At 37.6% G+C, this 17,687-nt stretch carries 16 protein-coding genes; 4 read left to right on the forward strand and 12 right to left on the reverse strand.

The window, feature by feature from the left end; genetic code table 11:
• From ACQY77_RS07020 to ACQY77_RS07030, 3 genes are all read right to left on the reverse strand, one after another.
• A complete protein-coding gene (locus ACQY77_RS07020) occupies positions 1-1,428 on the reverse strand; it encodes a glycosyltransferase family 2 protein (protein ID WP_421938694.1) in 1,428 nt (475 codons plus the stop codon).
• Entirely contained in the window at positions 1,425-2,357 is a 933-nt protein-coding gene (locus ACQY77_RS07025; protein ID WP_421938693.1) for a HEAT repeat domain-containing protein, read from the reverse strand. The genes ACQY77_RS07020 and ACQY77_RS07025 overlap by 4 nt, the downstream gene beginning before the upstream one ends.
• Before the next feature lie 122 nt (positions 2,358-2,479).
• Complete coding sequence (locus ACQY77_RS07030; protein WP_421938692.1) at positions 2,480-2,845, reverse strand: response regulator transcription factor; 366 nt, start codon at positions 2,843-2,845, stop codon at positions 2,480-2,482.
• Positions 2,846-2,976: 131 nt separating this feature from the next.
• Here ACQY77_RS07030 and ACQY77_RS07035 point away from each other — a divergent pair, with 131 nt between their 5' ends.
• Both ACQY77_RS07035 and ettA read left to right on the forward strand, forming a co-directional pair.
• A complete protein-coding gene (locus ACQY77_RS07035) occupies positions 2,977-4,185 on the forward strand; it encodes a GAF domain-containing sensor histidine kinase (RefSeq protein WP_421938691.1) in 1,209 nt (402 codons plus the stop codon).
• A 176-nt stretch (positions 4,186-4,361) separates the two neighbouring features.
• Complete coding sequence (gene ettA / locus ACQY77_RS07040; protein ID WP_421938690.1) at positions 4,362-6,041, forward strand: energy-dependent translational throttle protein EttA; 1,680 nt, start codon at positions 4,362-4,364, stop codon at positions 6,039-6,041.
• Between the two features lie 94 nt (positions 6,042-6,135).
• Here the strand turns inward: ettA and ACQY77_RS07045 are convergent, their stop codons facing one another.
• From ACQY77_RS07045 to ACQY77_RS07060, 4 genes are all read right to left on the reverse strand, one after another.
• Positions 6,136-8,817: an outer membrane beta-barrel protein gene (locus ACQY77_RS07045; protein ID WP_421938689.1), complete on the reverse strand. Its 2,682-nt coding sequence runs from the start codon at positions 8,815-8,817 to the stop codon at positions 6,136-6,138.
• Complete coding sequence (locus ACQY77_RS07050; protein WP_029274124.1) at positions 8,801-9,034, reverse strand: DUF1456 family protein; 234 nt, start codon at positions 9,032-9,034, stop codon at positions 8,801-8,803. Before ACQY77_RS07050 ends, ACQY77_RS07045 begins: the two co-directional genes overlap by 17 nt.
• A 100-nt stretch (positions 9,035-9,134) precedes the next feature.
• Complete coding sequence (locus ACQY77_RS07055; protein WP_421938688.1) at positions 9,135-10,439, reverse strand: DEAD/DEAH box helicase; 1,305 nt, start codon at positions 10,437-10,439, stop codon at positions 9,135-9,137.
• Positions 10,440-10,773: 334 nt separating this feature from the next.
• Positions 10,774-10,992, reverse strand: a complete 219-nt coding sequence (locus tag ACQY77_RS07060) for a hypothetical protein (RefSeq protein ID WP_421938687.1) — start codon at positions 10,990-10,992, stop codon at positions 10,774-10,776.
• A 208-nt stretch (positions 10,993-11,200) separates the two neighbouring features.
• Between ACQY77_RS07060 and ACQY77_RS07065 the strand changes: the two genes are divergently transcribed.
• On the forward strand, positions 11,201-11,674 hold the full coding sequence (locus tag ACQY77_RS07065) for a ribonuclease H-like YkuK family protein (protein WP_421938686.1): 474 nt from the start codon (positions 11,201-11,203) through the stop codon (positions 11,672-11,674).
• Between the two features lie 80 nt (positions 11,675-11,754).
• Positions 11,755-12,222 carry an SRPBCC family protein gene (locus tag ACQY77_RS07070; protein ID WP_421938685.1) on the forward strand — a complete coding sequence of 156 codons (468 nt, stop codon included), beginning with the start codon at positions 11,755-11,757 and terminating at the stop codon, positions 12,220-12,222.
• A 55-nt stretch (positions 12,223-12,277) separates the two neighbouring features.
• Here ACQY77_RS07070 and ACQY77_RS07075 read toward each other — a convergent pair whose 3' ends face one another.
• From ACQY77_RS07075 to ACQY77_RS07095, 5 genes are all read right to left on the reverse strand, one after another.
• On the reverse strand, positions 12,278-12,853 hold the full coding sequence (locus tag ACQY77_RS07075) for a DUF4468 domain-containing protein (RefSeq protein ID WP_421938684.1): 576 nt from the start codon (positions 12,851-12,853) through the stop codon (positions 12,278-12,280).
• An 86-nt stretch (positions 12,854-12,939) separates the two neighbouring features.
• Positions 12,940-13,956 carry a porin gene (locus ACQY77_RS07080; RefSeq protein WP_421938683.1) on the reverse strand — a complete coding sequence of 339 codons (1,017 nt, stop codon included), beginning with the start codon at positions 13,954-13,956 and terminating at the stop codon, positions 12,940-12,942.
• A gap of 50 nt (positions 13,957-14,006) precedes the next feature.
• On the reverse strand, positions 14,007-15,395 hold the full coding sequence (locus ACQY77_RS07085; protein ID WP_421938682.1) for an ammonium transporter: 1,389 nt from the start codon (positions 15,393-15,395) through the stop codon (positions 14,007-14,009).
• A gap of 349 nt (positions 15,396-15,744) precedes the next feature.
• On the reverse strand, positions 15,745-16,689 hold the full coding sequence (locus ACQY77_RS07090; protein WP_421938681.1) for a TIGR01212 family radical SAM protein: 945 nt from the start codon (positions 16,687-16,689) through the stop codon (positions 15,745-15,747).
• A gap of 349 nt (positions 16,690-17,038) precedes the next feature.
• On the reverse strand, positions 17,039-17,629 hold the full coding sequence (locus ACQY77_RS07095; RefSeq protein WP_421938680.1) for a hypothetical protein: 591 nt from the start codon (positions 17,627-17,629) through the stop codon (positions 17,039-17,041).
• Positions 17,630-17,687 lie beyond the last annotated feature (58 nt).

Below are 17,687 nucleotides of genomic sequence, written 5' to 3' on the forward strand. Positions count from 1 at the left end.
TTACTTTTTATTTGGGCCTGAAAAGCCTGCTCTGGTCATTTCTCCCCAGGAGTTCTTTTTTCTTAAAAGATCTATGTTCCCCTTTATTGCTGACCATACTACAAAAGGATGAAAAACAAATGCTTCAGTGAAAGCTGCAAAAACAAGCCTTAGAATATCTTTACGTCGTTTATACTGATTATAGGTTAACGCTTCCATAAATATGGCAAATACAGAGTAAAGAAAGCCAAAGCTGAAAACAAGCAAAAACAATGTTAAAAAGAATTTCCATTCTGTTAAGCCCAAAATGCTAAACAAAATAAACAATACAAAGCCCAAAAACTCAATAATTGGAGACAGAAATTCAAAAAAGAACCAATAGGGATAACTCAGCATACCCAGTATGCGATACCTGGGATTAAAGAACATCTTCTTGTGGATATTAAGTGTTTCAATTGTCCCACGTGTCCAACGATTGCGTTGCCGTCCTAAAATTTTGAACGAAGCGGGAGCTTCTGTCCAGCACAATGGATCGGGGATGAAGCTCACTACATAGGGAACATTAAGTTCTTCCATATACCTGCGCATCCTAACTACAAGCTCCATATCTTCCCCAACAGTGCTATGATCATATCCTCCAGCTTTGATGGCTATTTCACGATCAAAAGCACCAAACGCACCGGATATTAACAGCAGGCCATTTAATCGCGACCAGGCCATGCGGCCCAAAAGAAATGAACGGATATACTCCAGCGTTTGCACCCTTGGAAGAAACGATTCAGGTAAATTTACCTTAACCAGTTTACCTCCTTTAACTTCACAGCTATTGGCAATGCGCACAACACCACCTGTTGCGATCACCCGCTTTTTAGTGTTTTCTAAAAAGGGCTTTGCGAGTTTGAGCAACGCATCCTGTTCCAGAATACAATCTACATCAATACAAACAATATAATCTTTCTGCGAAACATTAATTCCTACATTCAGTGCATCTGCTTTGCCACCGTTTTCTTTATCTACAACAATCAGCTTCTTGAATATGCTTTTTTTACTTTTATAAATACCCCTTACAGGTTTAGTATGGATTTGTTCATTAACAAAATAATCAATCTTGCACAGATCGTAAGCTTCTATCAGTTTTGCCAATGAATCGTCCTTACTACCATCATTAACGATAATGAGTTCGAGATTGGCATAATGGATACTGAGCAAGGAACGTACATTTTCTACAATATTGGCACCCTCGTTATAAGCGGGGGCCAAAATACTAATTCCCGGCGCCTGTTCTGAACTGGCCAGAAGCCGGTAATCGGTAAACCTGTTTTTCAGCATATAAGTTCTTACCTCACCAATAGAATAAAGGGCTATAAAGAGGTAGAATGAAATGAGCACAATAGAATATGCCAATAGCCCATAACTAAAAAAATCTACCAGAATACTTTGCCAGCTCATCCTCGTTTTTCTCCTTCCACCTGCTTAATAATAGAAAACAATACTTCGTCGGCCATTTCAGAATACTTTAAAGTTTCGAGTGCAGCAAATTCGATCTGGGCTATTGATCTGACCAGGCAACGCTTAAGTTCATTATGCGGTGTATCTAATAATTTGATCAGATGTGGAACATCATCTTGGCCTGCAATAAATTGAAAAGCCCGTGCAATGGCGAGCTGATTTGGAAGTGTTTCCTGTGGGAAAAACATAAAAAGATATTGCATACTTTCTTCAGCTTCCCATTTGCGCAAACAATTAATAGCTTCCAATCTGATGTTTTCCTGAGCACTTTCCAAATGAGGTAAAACATAGGAATACAGCTCAAAACGCCTGTAATTACCTGCAAGTTTAAGCGAAAACATTACCACACTCGAATTGGTAGACTGTAGCCACTTGTCAATTCCACTAAAATTTTTCGCCGGGAGCAATGAAAGCTCATTGAGTAACTTAATCTGCTGCCAGGCGGTAAGCTGATAGGATATTACGTCCAAAAAGCGCAATCCTTCAAAACCATACAGCTTGATGATGGCTACCTGCGCTTCAGCTCGAACCAACTCATTCTTATGATTACTATATCGGTAAATTTTAGTCAGCAGGTTTTTTAAATCCATTAAACCAATCTCTTGCAATGCCATGGCTTTGCGATGCCAATGAGGACTTTTTAATTGCTTTAAGGCATATTGTTCTAGTCCGAGCTGGAGGTAAAGGTGCTTTAAAGGTAAGGATGAAAGTCCAAGAATATTTTTCCGGGCAATCAGCAGCTGACGCGTGAGTAGCTTTCTAAAGTTTCGGTTGCCCAGCAGTTTTTGCATCCTCAATGTAATCCTGATCGGTTCATCAGCCTGTCCTGGTTCCCTAAAGATGGCATTCCTCACCAGAAGATCACACATGTTCTTCCATTTCGCCCGTTTTCTGTGTCTTAATTTGCTTACCGTTGCTTTTAGGATTACATATATAATAAGTACAAGAGAAACGACAAAAAAGACTAAAGAAAAAAGGATAAAATAGTTCATTATTTCATACGCAAGGCGAACCTTTTCACCCGTACAGATAGTTCGCTTGGGCTGAATGGCTTGGTTATAAAATCATCAGCTCCCAACTGAAAAGCTTCCAAAACTACTTCTTCCTGCCCCATTCCGGAAAGGATAATAATGGGGATTTCCGGACTATAACTTTGCTTAACCGTCCCTACAATCTCCAAACCGGTAACAAAAGGCATCATGATATCAGAGATGATCAAATCAGGTCTCAATTGTTCAATTTGTTCCAATGCTTCCAATCCATTCTGGCAGCAAATAACGTCATGACCATCTTTGCGGAGACGAAGCTGGATGGTTTTAAGCATCAGTTCATCATCCTCAGCGATTATAATTTTCATATCGGGATTTTGCCCGAAGATATAAAAATTTACGTCAGATGAGAAGAGCCTTGTCATAAATCCTATATTTACAACCGTTAAAAAAAACTACATTCACTAAGGAATAATCCATCAGAACCATAATAATCGATATGTCATCCCAACTAAACCCAATTCCCAGTAATGAATTTGAAAGACTAATTAGCCTATCGGATTTCGATCTGGATTATTCTAATTTAAATGATAATTTCAAGGATCTAACTGAACTGGCAGCCAGGGTTTCTGATTCGGAAATATCAGTGGTAAATCTGATTGATAGCTATACTACCTGGTCTATATCCAGTTTTGGGCTCGACAATGTATCACAAACACCAAGAGAGGAGTCTACCTGCCAATATACGATTATGGGTAAAGATTTTTTCGAAGTAGAAAATCTTACTCTCGATGATCGACTTCGCGACAAAGCCTTTGTATTTCCTCCATTAAGCCTGCGCTATTATTTTGGATTACCACTGTCTACAGCAGATGGAAGCAATATTGGTGCACTTTGCGTACTCGATAGAAATACAAGAAAACTCAGCCCTGAAAAGATAGAGTTACTCAGGTTAATAGCCAATGAAATAGTTAACAGGCTCAATACCATTAAAGTAGTAAAAGAACTGAAGAACAGGCTAACAGATTCCAAACAGAACAATATGAAAATTGCCCATGATATTCGTGGGCCACTATCCGGCATTATTGGTATTGCCGAAGTAATTAGTGAACGTGGAGACAAAAACCAATTGAATGACATTCTCGATCTAATCAATATGATCCAGAAAAGCGGTAAATCTCTGCTTACACTTGCCGATGAAATCCTGACAACAGATTACCAGAAAAGCACGGCACTATCCAATGATGAATTTAATCTGACAGTATTGCAGGAAAAGCTCGATGTACTTTACCGGCCACAAGCCAGAAACAAAGACATTCATTTTACGGTTGAAATCAGCTCAACAAATCATAAGATCCCTTTTGCAAAAAACAAACTGCTACAAATAGCTGGTAATTTAATTTCAAATGCAATCAAATTCACCCCTGTTTCAGGCACAGTGTCTGTGGATCTTGGACTTAAAATGGATTCGGATGGGAAAAACCTCATAATAGGTGTTTCAGACAGTGGACCAGGCCTGAATGCTGAAGCCATACACATGATTCTTTATGGAGAAAAAAATTCTTCTTCGGGTAGTAATGGCGAGCAAGGTTATGGTTTTGGCCTTTTAATGGTCAAACACCTTATTGATGGGTTACAGGGAAAACTCGAAATCGATTCAGACGGTCAAAAAGGGACTCAGTTCAAGGTCATTTTACCCATCACATAAAGGGAGCAAAAAGTTCCGGATAAATCAGCTTTCCAGGTAGATTCTTTCATCACCCCTGGAAAGTTATCATATACTTGATAAACCATTTGGTTACCCGCTTGCCTTCCTTATCTTTGTAGCCTTTGGGAAATTTAATTCCTTATCATTATAATATCCTTTAAATAGTATAAAGTAACATGTCAGACGAGAAAATCATATTTTCAATGGCGGGTGTAAATAAGATTTACCCCCCACAAAAACAGGTTTTAAAAAATATATACCTTTCTTTCTTTTACGGGGCCAAAATCGGTGTTATCGGTTTAAATGGTTCTGGTAAATCATCCTTATTAAAAATTATTGCTGGTTTAGATAAATCTTATCAGGGTGAAGTGGTTTTTTCTCCAGGTTACTCTGTAGGTTATTTAGCCCAGGAGCCTATTTTAGATCCTGAGAAAACAGTACGTGAAGTAGTAGAAGAAGGCGTAGCAGAAATTACTGCTGTTTTAAAAGAATACGAAGAAATCAACGAAAAGTTCGGATTACCGGAAGTTTATGAAGACGCAGATGCGATGGATAAACTCCTGGCCAGACAAGGAGAGCTTCAAGACAAAATAGATGCAACAGGAGCTTGGGAAATCGACAACAAACTAGAGCGTGCAATGGATGCGCTACGTTGTCCGGATCCAGATACTAAAATTGGAGTATTATCCGGAGGAGAGCGCCGCCGCGTAGCCATGTGCCGTTTATTGTTGCAACATCCGGACGTATTGTTATTGGATGAGCCAACCAACCACCTGGATGCAGAAAGTATCGATTGGTTAGAGCAGTTCCTCCAAAACTATGAAGGAACGGTTATCGCCGTTACCCACGACAGGTATTTCCTTGACAACGTTGCAGGCTGGATTCTAGAACTAGACCGTGGTGAAGGCATTCCATGGAAAGGAAATTACAGCAGTTGGTTAGATCAAAAAGCGAAACGTTTATCACAGGAAGAAAAAACAGAAAGCAAACGCCAGAAAACTTTAGAACGCGAATTGGAATGGGTACGTATGGCGCCAAAAGCACGTCATGCAAAATCCAAAGCCCGTTTAAGCAATTATGAAAAATTAGCTTCAGAAGATTCGAGAGAAAGAGAAGACAAACTGGAGCTATTTATTCCACCAGGTCCACGTTTAGGTAATGTAGTAATCGAGGCCACCAATGTTACGAAATCTTATGGTGATAAAGTTCTTTTCGACAACCTTACTTTCGCTCTTCCTCCTGCAGGTATAGTTGGTATTATTGGGCCGAATGGTGCAGGTAAAACCACTTTGTTCAGGTTAATTACCGGACAGGAAGAGGCTGATGCAGGAACATTCAGGGTGGGTGAAACCGTTGAATTGGGTTACGTAGATCAAATGCACAATGATTTAGACGCCGATAAAACTGTTTACGAAAATATTACTGATGGTTTAGACAATATCCAATTGGGTAATAAAGCGGTTAATGGCCGGGCCTACGTTTCTAAGTTTAACTTTAATGGAGGCGATCAACAGAAAAAGGTTGGCATTCTATCCGGAGGAGAAAGAAACCGTGTTCACCTGGCTATTACTTTGAAAAAAGGTGCAAACGTACTTTTGCTCGATGAGCCAACCAATGATATCGATGTAAACACACTTCGAGCATTAGAAGAGGCATTGGAAAACTTTGGTGGCTGTGCCGTAGTGATTAGTCACGACAGGTGGTTCTTAGACCGTATCTGTACACATATCCTGGCATTCGAAGGTAATTCAGAAGTTTATTTCTTTGAAGGAAATTACTCCGACTACGAAGAGAATCGCAAGAAACGCTTAGGTGATGTTACACCGAAACGCATCAGATATAAAAAATTAGGTTAAATAAGAAGCTCCAGAAATGGAGCTTTTTTTGTCTCAGCCAGCCCAAACATGTATTAATTCTATCATTCACTCATCCACTCATTCAATAACTCAATCATTTCCTAACCTTCAGTCCCAGTCCCTTTTTACCACCAAACTGGTTGATGTTATAGGCTAAACTAAACTGTACATACCTGCTTATAAACCGGGTTCTGTTTTCTGAGATGGAATTATTGTTGATACTCGAACGGAACAATACGCCCTGGTTAAACAAATCGTTCGCCATAACTGTAAGTGTTAACCTGTTATCCTTTAAAAATGATCCGGTTGCTCCTATGTTAACAAATAGGGGATTTCCCTGATTTATTCTGTACCCAAAATTAAAACTCTTAGAAGCAGTACCATTGATTTTAAACTTTGGGCTAAAAATCCAGGATCCGGAAACACCCAGGCTAACAATTTGAACATTGCTAATGTTTTGGTTGAGTACCGAATAAGTATTAGAACTATAACTATAAGCTGTATTTGCAGTAAAGCTGTACTTTTTCTGGTTCATATTAACCCTGAACGAGTTGATAACATTAATTCCACTGCTCATGTTCAATACATCATCTGTATAAAACACATTGTGCGAATAGCCAACATTCCCATTCCAGGATACAATAAGCTTTTCCTCTAAGAATCTTTTGCTTAAAGAATAGTTTGCATCAATATTATAAATGCCATTAACATTTTCAAAGGTGGTTTGCTGTTTGAGGTTATCCAGGGTATCGGTTAAAAAAACAGTATTACTCACTACACTGTTGAAGGCAAACGTTCCTGAGATACCAACCATCATACTAAAACCTCCCTTGAGCCCAAACTGGTTATAGCTTAAATCGGCTGTATGGCTTGAAGTGGCCTTTAAATTAGGGTTGCCAATAGTAATATTCTGCACGTCATTCGTATTCCGTATTGGCTGAAGCTTATTAAAATCAGGTGTGCTGGTATAACCACTGTAATTGAAGCCAAGATTACTGTTCTCTTTCAATTGATAATTGATATTACCACTGGGTGTGAAGTTAAATTGGTAATTTTTTAATCGCTGACCAGTAGAAGCATACTCTCCCAGGATAACACTTGGCGAAAAGGTAAGCCCAAAACCATAACTCAGTTTTTCCTGGTTACTATTATAACCTAAACCTATACTTTGATTAATAAAGTTTGAAATATAATCTTGCCCTAACGAGTCGATTGGAACTTGTTCTCCTAATTGCGAAGCCACTGTTGTTTTTTGTACATTTTGTGTTCTGCTTGCAGAAAACCGGTAAGAAATACTCAAATAACTGTAGCTGGTACTATCCCCTTTATTCTTAATGGCATTAGAAAACTGAATACTTCCACCGATATTAGAATTTATAGTATTATTATTTACCAACCGGTTTAATAAAGAATCTTTCACCAGAACACTCGTACTCTCATTATAATATTTAATGATATCACTGATATCGCTTTCAGATTGCCCCTCATTTCTTCCAAAATTTAGCCCTACAGATAAAGAACGTTTGGTATTGGTTAATCGCCTAGACCAATTTAAATCGCCACTAATGCCAGGGTTTTTACTTTTGACATGAGCATTCGATAACAAATCTTGCTTAATAAGCCCGGTCTTGTTTGATACAGAATTTGCATCATTACGATTACTGTTTAAAGCACCCGATAAAGATAAACTTAAATAGTTTTTATTGTTAGAGCCATTTAAGCCCAGGCTTAAAGAATTATTTAACAACTTCGTTTGATTCAGGCTCTCTCTGAGGTCATATATTGTTCCCTGAGGATTAAAAGTCTCTGTAAAAAAGCTTTGAACAGCTTTATTATTACTGTTTGAAAGGCGATACCCTGCGTTATAGCTAAAGCTTTTATTAATTTTATTTCGGATACTGCTATTAAAACTATTGTTATTTACCTTGCTAAACCGGTTACTGGTTAACCCAGCATTCCCCCCAAAGCCGAATTGGTTAGCCTTTTCCCAAACATTTCCATTTAAATTCAGACTATGTGCGTTATTGGTTCCAGAATTTTCAGATAGGCTGCCAAATACACCTTTACCCATTTCGGGCTTGGTTACCAGATTGAGCATTTTTTGAGGTTGACCTATTTTAATTCCGGTAAAATTAGCCTCATCACCATAATCATCTATCACCTGAAGTTTCGCGATAATATCTGCTGGCAACTGCCGGATGTAATCTTCAACGTTGTTGGTAAAAAAATCCTCCCCGTTAACGCGAAGTTTAGTCATCTTTTTACCCATTGCCTTTACCCTACCGGCATCATCAACCTCAACACCCTGAAGCTGTTTCAGCAAGTCTTCCACCTTGTCATTTTCTCTGATAGTATAGGCTGCAGCATTATACTCAATGGTATCCTTCTTAATTCTGATTGGATCTACTTTTACCTTAATTTCAACATCCTGAAGCAAAATAGATTCAGTTTTAAGTGATATGGGTTCAAGAACAATACTTTTTTTACCCCGGTCAACCTCAAAAACAGCGGCTTGAGATTTATACCCTAAAGCCATGAGCGATAGGTAAAAATGATGATGTTTAACTTTCGAAAAGCTGAAGTTTCCGCTGGCGTCAGTGTGTGTTCTTAAAGTGTCTTTATCGCCGATCAACTTAATACTAACCCCATCTATGGGTTTATTAAGCGAATCAACTACAGTTCCGGAAACTTTAATGGCGGTTTGAGAGAAAGCGTTAAAAGAGAACGTTAGCACTATGAAAAATAATAAAAAGCATATTTTATTGCTTTTTCTCATCTCTAGGTCCCCTTTTATAAATAACCAGGCCATTTAAAAAGTTACGCAAGATCTGATCACCACAAGGTTTAAAATTCTCGTGATCTTCATTTCTAAATATATCGCCTAATTCTGCTTTGGTTACCTTAAATCCTACAAGATCGCAAATGGTAATAATATCTTCAGTTTTTAATGATAGCGCTACGCGTAGTTTCTTTAGTATATCGTTGTTACTCATAAATATATTGTTGTGCTGGTTTTGCCCGGCTTATTGATTATTACTTAAATTAGAAATAGAAAAATTTACTTTGTTACAATTAAACTGAAATAAGCTGTTCTTATTTTGCTATTGCCAACTTTAATTTTTTGCCCTTGATTTTCTCGTTGCTTAAATTTTTCAGCAACTCTTCCGCCTTGTCCCTTTTTACCGCAACATAGCTTGATGAATCTTTAACTTCAATTAAACCCAGATCATCTTTTGCCAGTCTCCCCTTTTGCAAGAATACGCCTACTATATCTATTTTATTTATTTTATCTTTTTTGCCGTTCGGAATATACAGCGTCACCCACTCACTCACTTCAGGAACATCATAACGATCGGCCAGAACCTCTGTTTCTATATCTGCAGGTAAATACTTGTAATTTTCCTCTTCAGTTAAAATGGCATAAGCCGTACCTTTTGCATGCATCCTTGCTGTACGCCCATTTCTATGAATATAAGCGTCTTCCGTATAAGGCAATTGATAATGAACAATATTGGCAACAGTGGGTATATCCAATCCCCTTGCCGCCAAATCTGTTGTAATTAATATTTTATGGCTGCCATTTCTAAACTTCAGCAGTGCTTTCTCCCGATCAATCTGCTCCATACCACCATGAAAAACGTCATGCCCCAGGCCATGTTCAAAAAGCAAATCACTTATCCGGTCTACCGTTTCCCTGTGGTTACAAAAAACAAGTGTGTTCGCATCACCTATCTTACTCAATAATCTAAACAGTACATCCAGTTTATCAGCCGCAGGCGCAATTACCTTTTTTAAGGTCAAATCAGGCTTTGCAGGTAAATGTTCAGTAAAATCTATTTCTATTGGTTTTTCAAGAGCCAAAAAAGCCGGAAACTCCGCCATTTTAGTAGCAGAAGTTAATATCTTCTGATTAACTGAACGAAGGGAATTAGTGATATAGGACATATCAGATTCAAAACCAAACTCCAGCGACTTATCAAACTCGTCTAAGATAAGGCAGGTAATCTCTGATTCATCGAAATTATTATACTCCAGGTGGTAAGCAATTCTGCCAGGTGTTCCAATTAGCACTGCAGGCGGGTGCGCCAGATTATTCTTTTCAATTCTAACCGAGTGGCCACCATAGCAGCAATTTACCTTAAATGGCGTACCCAATTGCTTAAATACTTGTTCAATTTGTAAAGCCAACTCTCTGGAAGGGGTTAAAATTAAGGCCTGAACACCCTTAACTTCTGTCTTTAACCGCTGTATTAAGGGTAACAGAAAGGCTAAAGTCTTACCTGAGCCGGTAGGTGCAACAAGTACAATATCCTGACCTGTACCAGCCGATTTCAGCGCGGTTTCCTGCATCTTATTTAATGCAGTAATATTTAATCTCTTTAAGGCTTTTTCTAACATTTGGCTATAAAGGTACGTACCATTTTAGACATTAGATGTACGATTTTAGATTGGGTGTGATATGGAAGCAAGGGAAAATTATATATACCGATCCTTCATGTAAATAAATCTATCCGGCTAGTTAATATAGGCAAGTTTCCTTTCAATATGTGCATCCGTACAGTTAAATTACGAAGCAATATAGTTACATCGCACATCGGCATAGTTAGATTATGCATCGAAACTATGCAATATGCATGCGCATCTATAAATTTTTCAAACGTATTATTAAATATTTTAAGGCAAAACAGTCCTGTAGGGCTTCTTCCTCCAAGCCGCACCCATAAAACCATTCTTATTTCTTAAAAAAACGCTGTCTTAATTTTTTAAGCGTAGAGAAACTCAACTTGCTTTCCAACAACATTAACATGCTCCCCCGCTTAGAAATTGATGAAGCGAATTTCTCATTCACTGCCTCGACAGAAGACATAAAATGATCAGTTAGTTCTTCAGCAAATTTGTTAACCCGACTTTGCTGCAACAATTGAAGTTCATAGATAAGTTCAGTATTCATAAGAAATTAATTTTGTTGTTCTAAATACAACGATACGATCTGTCATTTGTTTCAAAATATCCGTCAATAACAGGAAATTTTAAGTAACTTGTTGATAACTAACTTTTTGTTAGCAAATAAACCATTTCCTGTTAACATATATTTAATTTATAGCGCTTATTTTTATTAAAAACCTGATTACCACTTGTTAACCTCAAAAACATAGCGTATGACCTGGAAAAAATTCAGCGGAGAAATCATTCATTCTACCATTCTGGAAGAAGTTGAAAAAGCAATCATCAGAGAAACAGAAAATGGCTTTAAGCTAAAAGTATGCATCGGAACAGACTCACAGGTAAAAGGAGCAACAACCGATTTTGCTACTGTTATCGTACTTTTGAGAGAACATCATGGAGGTTTTATGTACATCCATCAAGAAAAAAGCACCCAGCAGGTTAGTATTAAAGAAAGAATGTTAATGGAAGTGCAAAAATCTATCGAAACAGCTTATTCCATTTGTGATTTATTGGATATTTATGATGTAGCTTTAGAAGTGCATGCTGATATCAACACCAACCCCTCATTCAAATCAAATAAGGCATTAAATGATGCGATGGGTTATATCTTAAGCATGGGATTCATTTTCAAAGCCAAACCAGAAGCCTTTGCAAGCTCTACCTGTGCTGATAAGATGGTGCATTGAGGCAATAAACAAAGCAAAGTGAGAATTATTGAACTGCCAGCAACAAAATGGCCATTCAACTGTTCTCCATAAAAAACATTTTGAAAACATATAGATTAGAATTTAACCAGAAAATCCCGGTGCCGATTGAAAAAGCCTGGGATTTTTTCTCTTCGCCATTGAACCTGGCAGATATTACACCTGCAGACATGACATTTGATGTCACATCACCGATAGATAAAGATGAAAAAATGTACGCAGGAATGATTATCACCTATAAGGTAGCTCCCTTATTTGGCATCAAGTTAAACTGGGTTACAGAAATTACCCACGTAAAAGATTTAAGCTATTTTATTGATGAGCAACGCTTTGGGCCTTTTGCATTTTGGCACCATTATCACCAATTTGAAGCGATTGACGGAGGTGTAAACATGCGCGATATCCTCCATTACGGCATTGGCTGGGGACCTATCGGCAGTGTTGCGAATGCTGTGATAGTGAATAAAAAAATAAAAGCAATATTCGATTACCGTTTTAAAAAAGTCGAATCTCTCTTCGGCAAATTATAACTTACAATTAAACAGTGAATCATTTAGTCAGTTAAACAATTACACAATTGTTCCCTTACCATTTCTTAACAGAAATCTTCTCCTCCTTCTTTCTCGCCTGTGGCTTACGCTCTGTGGCTAAGGATTTTTGAAAATCAGCTGCAATCTTATCAATTTTAGTATAAGCACTGGCTAAAATCGCTTTCCATTCTGCCGCAGCCAGTTTGCTTGGGCTTCTTTCCAATGGAGTTCCAATATTCTTTGTAGCCACATAATTACCATAGCGGTCACGCTGATAAGGAATAAATTCAAAATTGCTAAACCAGTAACGGTATTTACCCGGACGTACTTCGAAGTTGAATGAATATTTTACCTCACCGCTGGGATGGGAAGCTACCAGCACCGTTTTATCAATAATTGTTTTCCCTTTTGCGGTGATTGCTGTATCAGAAGCATTTTCTGTGGAAATATACTGCTTGTTTTTAGTGATAAAGCCTCTTGCACGAAGCATTAAACTATCCCTGTTAACAGATTGCGAATCCACAACCTTATAGTAGATATATTTCCCGTTATCATCCAAAGGAAAAGACTTTTGTTGCGCCCAAAGTTTAGCGGATAACAAAACAAATAAGATAATGAGGAACTGCTTCATGGTAGGATAATATTATTGATTTTAAAGATACTAAAAAGCCGCCAGTTAGATTCCGGCGGCTTTTAATTCTGAGTAAATTATTTTTATTAAAAAGCGTAAACTGCGGCTAAGCTGAACTGACCAGCATTTGGAGCAGCCCCGCCATTACTTTTTACAAATGGAAGATCTTTATTGTGATCTAATCTCACCTCTGGAATGAAGGTTAATCCACCAGATTTGATATTTGCAGTAAGTGTAACACTGGTAAAAGCAGTTCCTGCAGTAGTGCCCACGTCTTTAGTTTTGAAGTATTCACCTCTCAAACCTAAAGTTACAGCATCAGCTACCGCATACTGTGGGTATAATGCAACACCTGCATAACCACCGCCATCATTATCTATGTCATAATTCGCAGCGTTCAAACCCAATTTAAACTTATCTGTAATCTGGTAAGAAGTAGTTAAATCTTCTATGGTTCCATATCCGTAACCACTTAATCCAGATAAAACATTTAAATAAGCTGTCCAGCCTTCTACTGGCGACACCATTAACTGTCCACCAATACTCGATACACCTCTTGTAGCACTGTAAACATTCCAATCGTTAAATAATCCAGCCATTAAACTCACTTTATCAGAGAATTTATAAGTGGCTTTAATACCTGCGTTTTGGAAGGGCCCGCTGGTGAACAAATAAGAAGTTGAGTAGTTAAAGTTTCCTACCGGAGAAATTACTTCATATCCGATGAAAGTACCCATGTAACCGGCTGTCATGGAGAACTGATCCGTGAAATCATAATTCACATATAAGTTCTGAATGTGAAACGAAGAACCATTTGCCGCTTCATCAGGAATTGATTGCGTTTGCCCTCTGGGACCAAAAGAAATTTCACCTACGAATGAAGCTTTGCCTGTTTTTTTCTTTAATACAAGGTCAATCATTCCCAATGATACTGAATTGTGATCACTGGCAAAGGAGGTGGTAATGTTTGGTTGTTTCGCAAAATCGTATTTAAAGTAAGTATCTACCGATCCTGAAAATTCCAGTGGAGATGTTGGCGCCTCTTGAGCTAAGGCATAGGTTGAGCTGGCTATAGTTAATATAGCGGATAAAAGTTTCTTCATGTTTGAGCTGAATTGGGGTTTAGATATATAAGTTGATTGTCTTTAAATGGTTAGCTTAAAGATTCCTGTAGTGGACTGTGTTTTTCAATATAAGTCACTTTCTCTTCAACCAATAAAGTTCCTTGAGAATATTTCTCATTGTGTTGCGACTCATCAAGACCCATTTCTTCTTCTTCTTCAGACACACGGATTGGTTGAATTAAGTTGATAAACTTGAAGATCACGAATGATACTATAAAACTGAATGCGATTACGATTACTGCGCCTTTCAATTGAGTAAAGAAGAATTCAGTTCCGCCGTAGAACAAACCATCTGCACCTAATGAATTGACTGTTTTAGTAGCAAATACACCTGTTAAGATCATACCTACGATACCACCAACACCATGGCAAGGGAAAACATCTAAAGTATCATCTAAGCTTGTTTTTTGTTTCCATGAAACAACCAAGTTAGAAACAACCGCAGCAATTGCGCCGATGAAAATACTAGAAGGTATACCAACAAAACCTGCTCCAGGGGTAATGGCAACTAAACCAACTACCGCACCAATACAGAATCCTAAAACTGAAGGTTTTTTACCTCTTGCCACATCAAAGAACATCCATGATAAACCAGCAGCACCCGCAGCAGTATTGGTAGTGATGAAAGCTGAAACCGCTAATGCGTTTGCACTTAAAGCAGAACCTGCATTGAAACCGAACCAACCGAACCATAATAAACCTGTACCAATTAATACGTAAGGGATATTTGCAGGTGGAACTTCTTTATGCTCCATGTGAGATTTTCTACGCTTTAAAACCAATGCTCCGGCTAAAGCTGCCATACCTGCAGAAATGTGTACTACCGTTCCTCCGGCAAAATCTAAAACTCCCATTTTTAATAAAAATCCGTTTGGAGACCAGGTCCAGTGTGCCAGTGGAGAGTACACGAAAATGGCAAATAACACGATAAATAAGATGTAAGAGGTAAATCTGATACGCTCAGCAACCGCACCTACTACTAATCCTGGTGTAATGATGGCGAACATTAATTGGAAAACAGCAAATAATGACAATGGAATAGTTCCCCATGCTGGCCCCGAGTTTACCCCTTGAAAGAACAAATAGGTTTTAGGACTTCCGATAAAACCACCGATGGTATCACCAAATGCAAGACTAAATCCTACAACTGTCCAAAGCACAGTAATAACACCTGCAGCAACCACACTTTTAATCATGGTTGAGAGTACATTTTTGCGATGAACCATACCACCATAGAAAAATGCTAAGCCTGGAGTCATTAAGAAAACTAATGCTGAAGCTACCAATACAAATGCAATATCAGCTGCACTGTATTTACCTTCATCAAAGTTCGGTAAAAGAGGAACAAAGAGCGATAAAACCGCGACTACCATCAAGACTATAAATGGCGCGTACTGTTTAAAGGAGAAATTACTCATAATTTTTAGTTTAATTTGTTTGTATTGATAAATATTTAAGTTATTCGCTTTTAATTTTTATAAAAGTACGAGATATCACAGTTTTTACACCATATTTTCTAATATTTTTAATATAAAACCGTAATTTTTGTAAAAACAATTAAAATATTATCCTAAAATTGAAATAAAACAAAAAATCACTAACAAATAATACCATTTTTTGATAAAAATTAAAATAGCCATTTTCAATACATTATATGATTTCGACCAATTTTTATAAAAAATTACCACCAAAAACACCTTTAAAAACAAAAAACCCATGAAATTTCATGGGTTTTTATAAAAATTATATTAAAATTTAAGTTTTTAACTAAAAATATTGAGATCCTTGAACCACACCTCTTTTTTCAATTTCTTTATCAATATAGGTTTGAATTGAAGATTTATTAAGCCCCCAATTAGGTGCAATTAACAAATCCCAATCTGAAATTCCGAAAAGTCGCTGAATTACGATATCAGGTCTTAACAATGGGATGAGCTCACAAAGTAAATCCGTATACTCTTCCAGTGTAAATAATTTAAAAGGTTCTTTTTTATACTTCACCCCCATTATCGATCCTTCTACAATGTGGAGGTGGTGAAATTTAACGAACTTAATCTGCGGGAAACGATTGATCTCATGAATATAACCGCGCATCTGCTCGCGGGTTTCCCATGGGAAGCCAAAGATGGTATGCACGCAAAGATCCAGCTTTGTGTTTTCTAACAACTTAACGGCCTCTACAAATTCACCATGGCTACAGCCCCTGTTAATCTGATTAAGGGTTTCATCATAAATAGATTCCATACCCATTTCCAGATCCACGTCGAAACGATCGGTATAACTTTCCAGTAAAGCTACCTTCTCGGCATCAATACAATCCGGACGGGTACCCACAGCAAACCCTACAATATCTTCTGTATTAATTGATAGTGCTTCATCATACATCATCTTTAAATAATGTACCGGAGCATAAGTATTGGTATTGGGCTGGAAATAAACAATGAATTTATCTGCTTTATAAGAATTCTTTGCCCGTGCCATGCCTTCAGCAAGCTGATCCTTAATTGCCGGGTTCTTTCTTGAAGGCTCTGGCGTAAACGAGTCTACATTACAATACGTACATCCACCATAACCCTTGCTACCATCCCTGTTCGGACAAGTAAAGCCCCCATCCACAATTACCTTAAATACACGCTGGCCATTATATTTCTCACGCAAATGCGTACCGTAATTTTTATATCCTTTAAAACCTAAATCTACCTGTGTTCCCATGTGTTGCAAAGATAAGGAAATAGTTTTGGAGTCTGAAGTTAGAAGTCCGGAGTCTGAAAGATGAAACTTTTAAAACGAATTAAAATAGAGGCATCTAAATGGCAGTAATTATGGTTTTATACTCAAAGATCCTTCAGGATGACAGATTTTGATTAGTACTCCCGTCATTCCCGCGCAGGTGGGAATCTTAAAATCGCGCTAGTAAAATCGTTGCAAGATTGCTTCGTCGTTCCTCTTCGCAATGAAGATTTTTCTCGCCATATGAATTCACTAAATCCCCTCGCTGCCGCAGACCTGCCGCGTGTGTCTTTATATTAATTACCAACAAGTAATAATAATCCCTTTCAAATCATTCAACATCCACATTAAAAAAATCGATAACCCTTGGAGAAATCCTCAAATCGGGGCGGAACAGCAAGACACCCCGGATGAAATGTTTTTTTAATTCTTTACCATTTCTAATGGAAAAGGGTGTTTCAAAAGTAATGGCTTTACATACTATTTTATTTGTAGGGTAATCCTGAGTGTAAACAAGTAATTCTATACGTACATCATCGCCATCCGATAGATCAACATCATACATTTTGTTAAGATTTTGCCGTAAGGAATCAAAAGTAATTGATTTAACTTTTTTGAGATCTTCGACATGATGGAAACCCTGTTGATCAACAATCACCCTTGTGATTTTATTGATTTTATCTTCGTTATTTTGTTTAAAGAAAGTTCTTATTAGAAAAAATAGCAGAAATAATGCTAGTACTGTTGATAAAACTTTTAAAACAAGATCTATTTCGTTAGTCGAAACTACAGTGATTGTAATCGCTGTTATTCCGAAAGTAGTTATTGCATAAAGCAGGTAGCCAACTAATTTTGCCAGAAAAGTTACTTTTTCTGCCCTTTCTGATTGTTTTTCTTGAAATTCAATATTACGAGTAACCATTATACTTTATGTTTGCTACATTCTTCAAAAATCCCGAAGCTCGTAAGAATGGCTAAAG

Origin of the sequence: Pedobacter sp. (assembly GCF_965279535.1) — a bacterium.
GTDB lineage: Bacteria > Bacteroidota > Bacteroidia > Sphingobacteriales > Sphingobacteriaceae > Pedobacter.

What these genes read in the sequence shown, in the direction of transcription:
- ACQY77_RS07055 (WP_421938688.1), bottom strand. Translation starts at nt 10,439, where the DNA reads ATGTTAGAAAAAGCCTTAAAGAGATTAAATATTACTGCATTAAATAAG.
- ACQY77_RS07095 (WP_421938680.1), bottom strand. Translation starts at nt 17,629, where the DNA reads ATGGTTACTCGTAATATTGAATTTCAAGAAAAACAATCAGAAAGGGCA.
- ACQY77_RS07050 (WP_029274124.1), bottom strand. Translation starts at nt 9,034, where the DNA reads ATGAGTAACAACGATATACTAAAGAAACTACGCGTAGCGCTATCATTA.
- ACQY77_RS07090 (WP_421938681.1), bottom strand. Translation starts at nt 16,689, where the DNA reads ATGGGAACACAGGTAGATTTAGGTTTTAAAGGATATAAAAATTACGGT.
- ACQY77_RS07035 (WP_421938691.1), top strand. Translation starts at nt 2,977, where the DNA reads ATGTCATCCCAACTAAACCCAATTCCCAGTAATGAATTTGAAAGACTA.
- ettA (WP_421938690.1), top strand. Translation starts at nt 4,362, where the DNA reads ATGTCAGACGAGAAAATCATATTTTCAATGGCGGGTGTAAATAAGATT.
- ACQY77_RS07045 (WP_421938689.1), bottom strand. Translation starts at nt 8,817, where the DNA reads ATGAGAAAAAGCAATAAAATATGCTTTTTATTATTTTTCATAGTGCTA.
- ACQY77_RS07080 (WP_421938683.1), bottom strand. Translation starts at nt 13,956, where the DNA reads ATGAAGAAACTTTTATCCGCTATATTAACTATAGCCAGCTCAACCTAT.
- ACQY77_RS07075 (WP_421938684.1), bottom strand. Translation starts at nt 12,853, where the DNA reads ATGAAGCAGTTCCTCATTATCTTATTTGTTTTGTTATCCGCTAAACTT.
- ACQY77_RS07020 (WP_421938694.1), bottom strand. Translation starts at nt 1,428, where the DNA reads ATGAGCTGGCAAAGTATTCTGGTAGATTTTTTTAGTTATGGGCTATTG.
- ACQY77_RS07085 (WP_421938682.1), bottom strand. Translation starts at nt 15,395, where the DNA reads ATGAGTAATTTCTCCTTTAAACAGTACGCGCCATTTATAGTCTTGATG.
- ACQY77_RS07060 (WP_421938687.1), bottom strand. Translation starts at nt 10,992, where the DNA reads ATGAATACTGAACTTATCTATGAACTTCAATTGTTGCAGCAAAGTCGG.
- ACQY77_RS07025 (WP_421938693.1), bottom strand. Translation starts at nt 2,357, where the DNA reads ATGTGTGATCTTCTGGTGAGGAATGCCATCTTTAGGGAACCAGGACAG.
- ACQY77_RS07030 (WP_421938692.1), bottom strand. Translation starts at nt 2,845, where the DNA reads ATGAAAATTATAATCGCTGAGGATGATGAACTGATGCTTAAAACCATC.
- ACQY77_RS07065 (WP_421938686.1), top strand. Translation starts at nt 11,201, where the DNA reads ATGACCTGGAAAAAATTCAGCGGAGAAATCATTCATTCTACCATTCTG.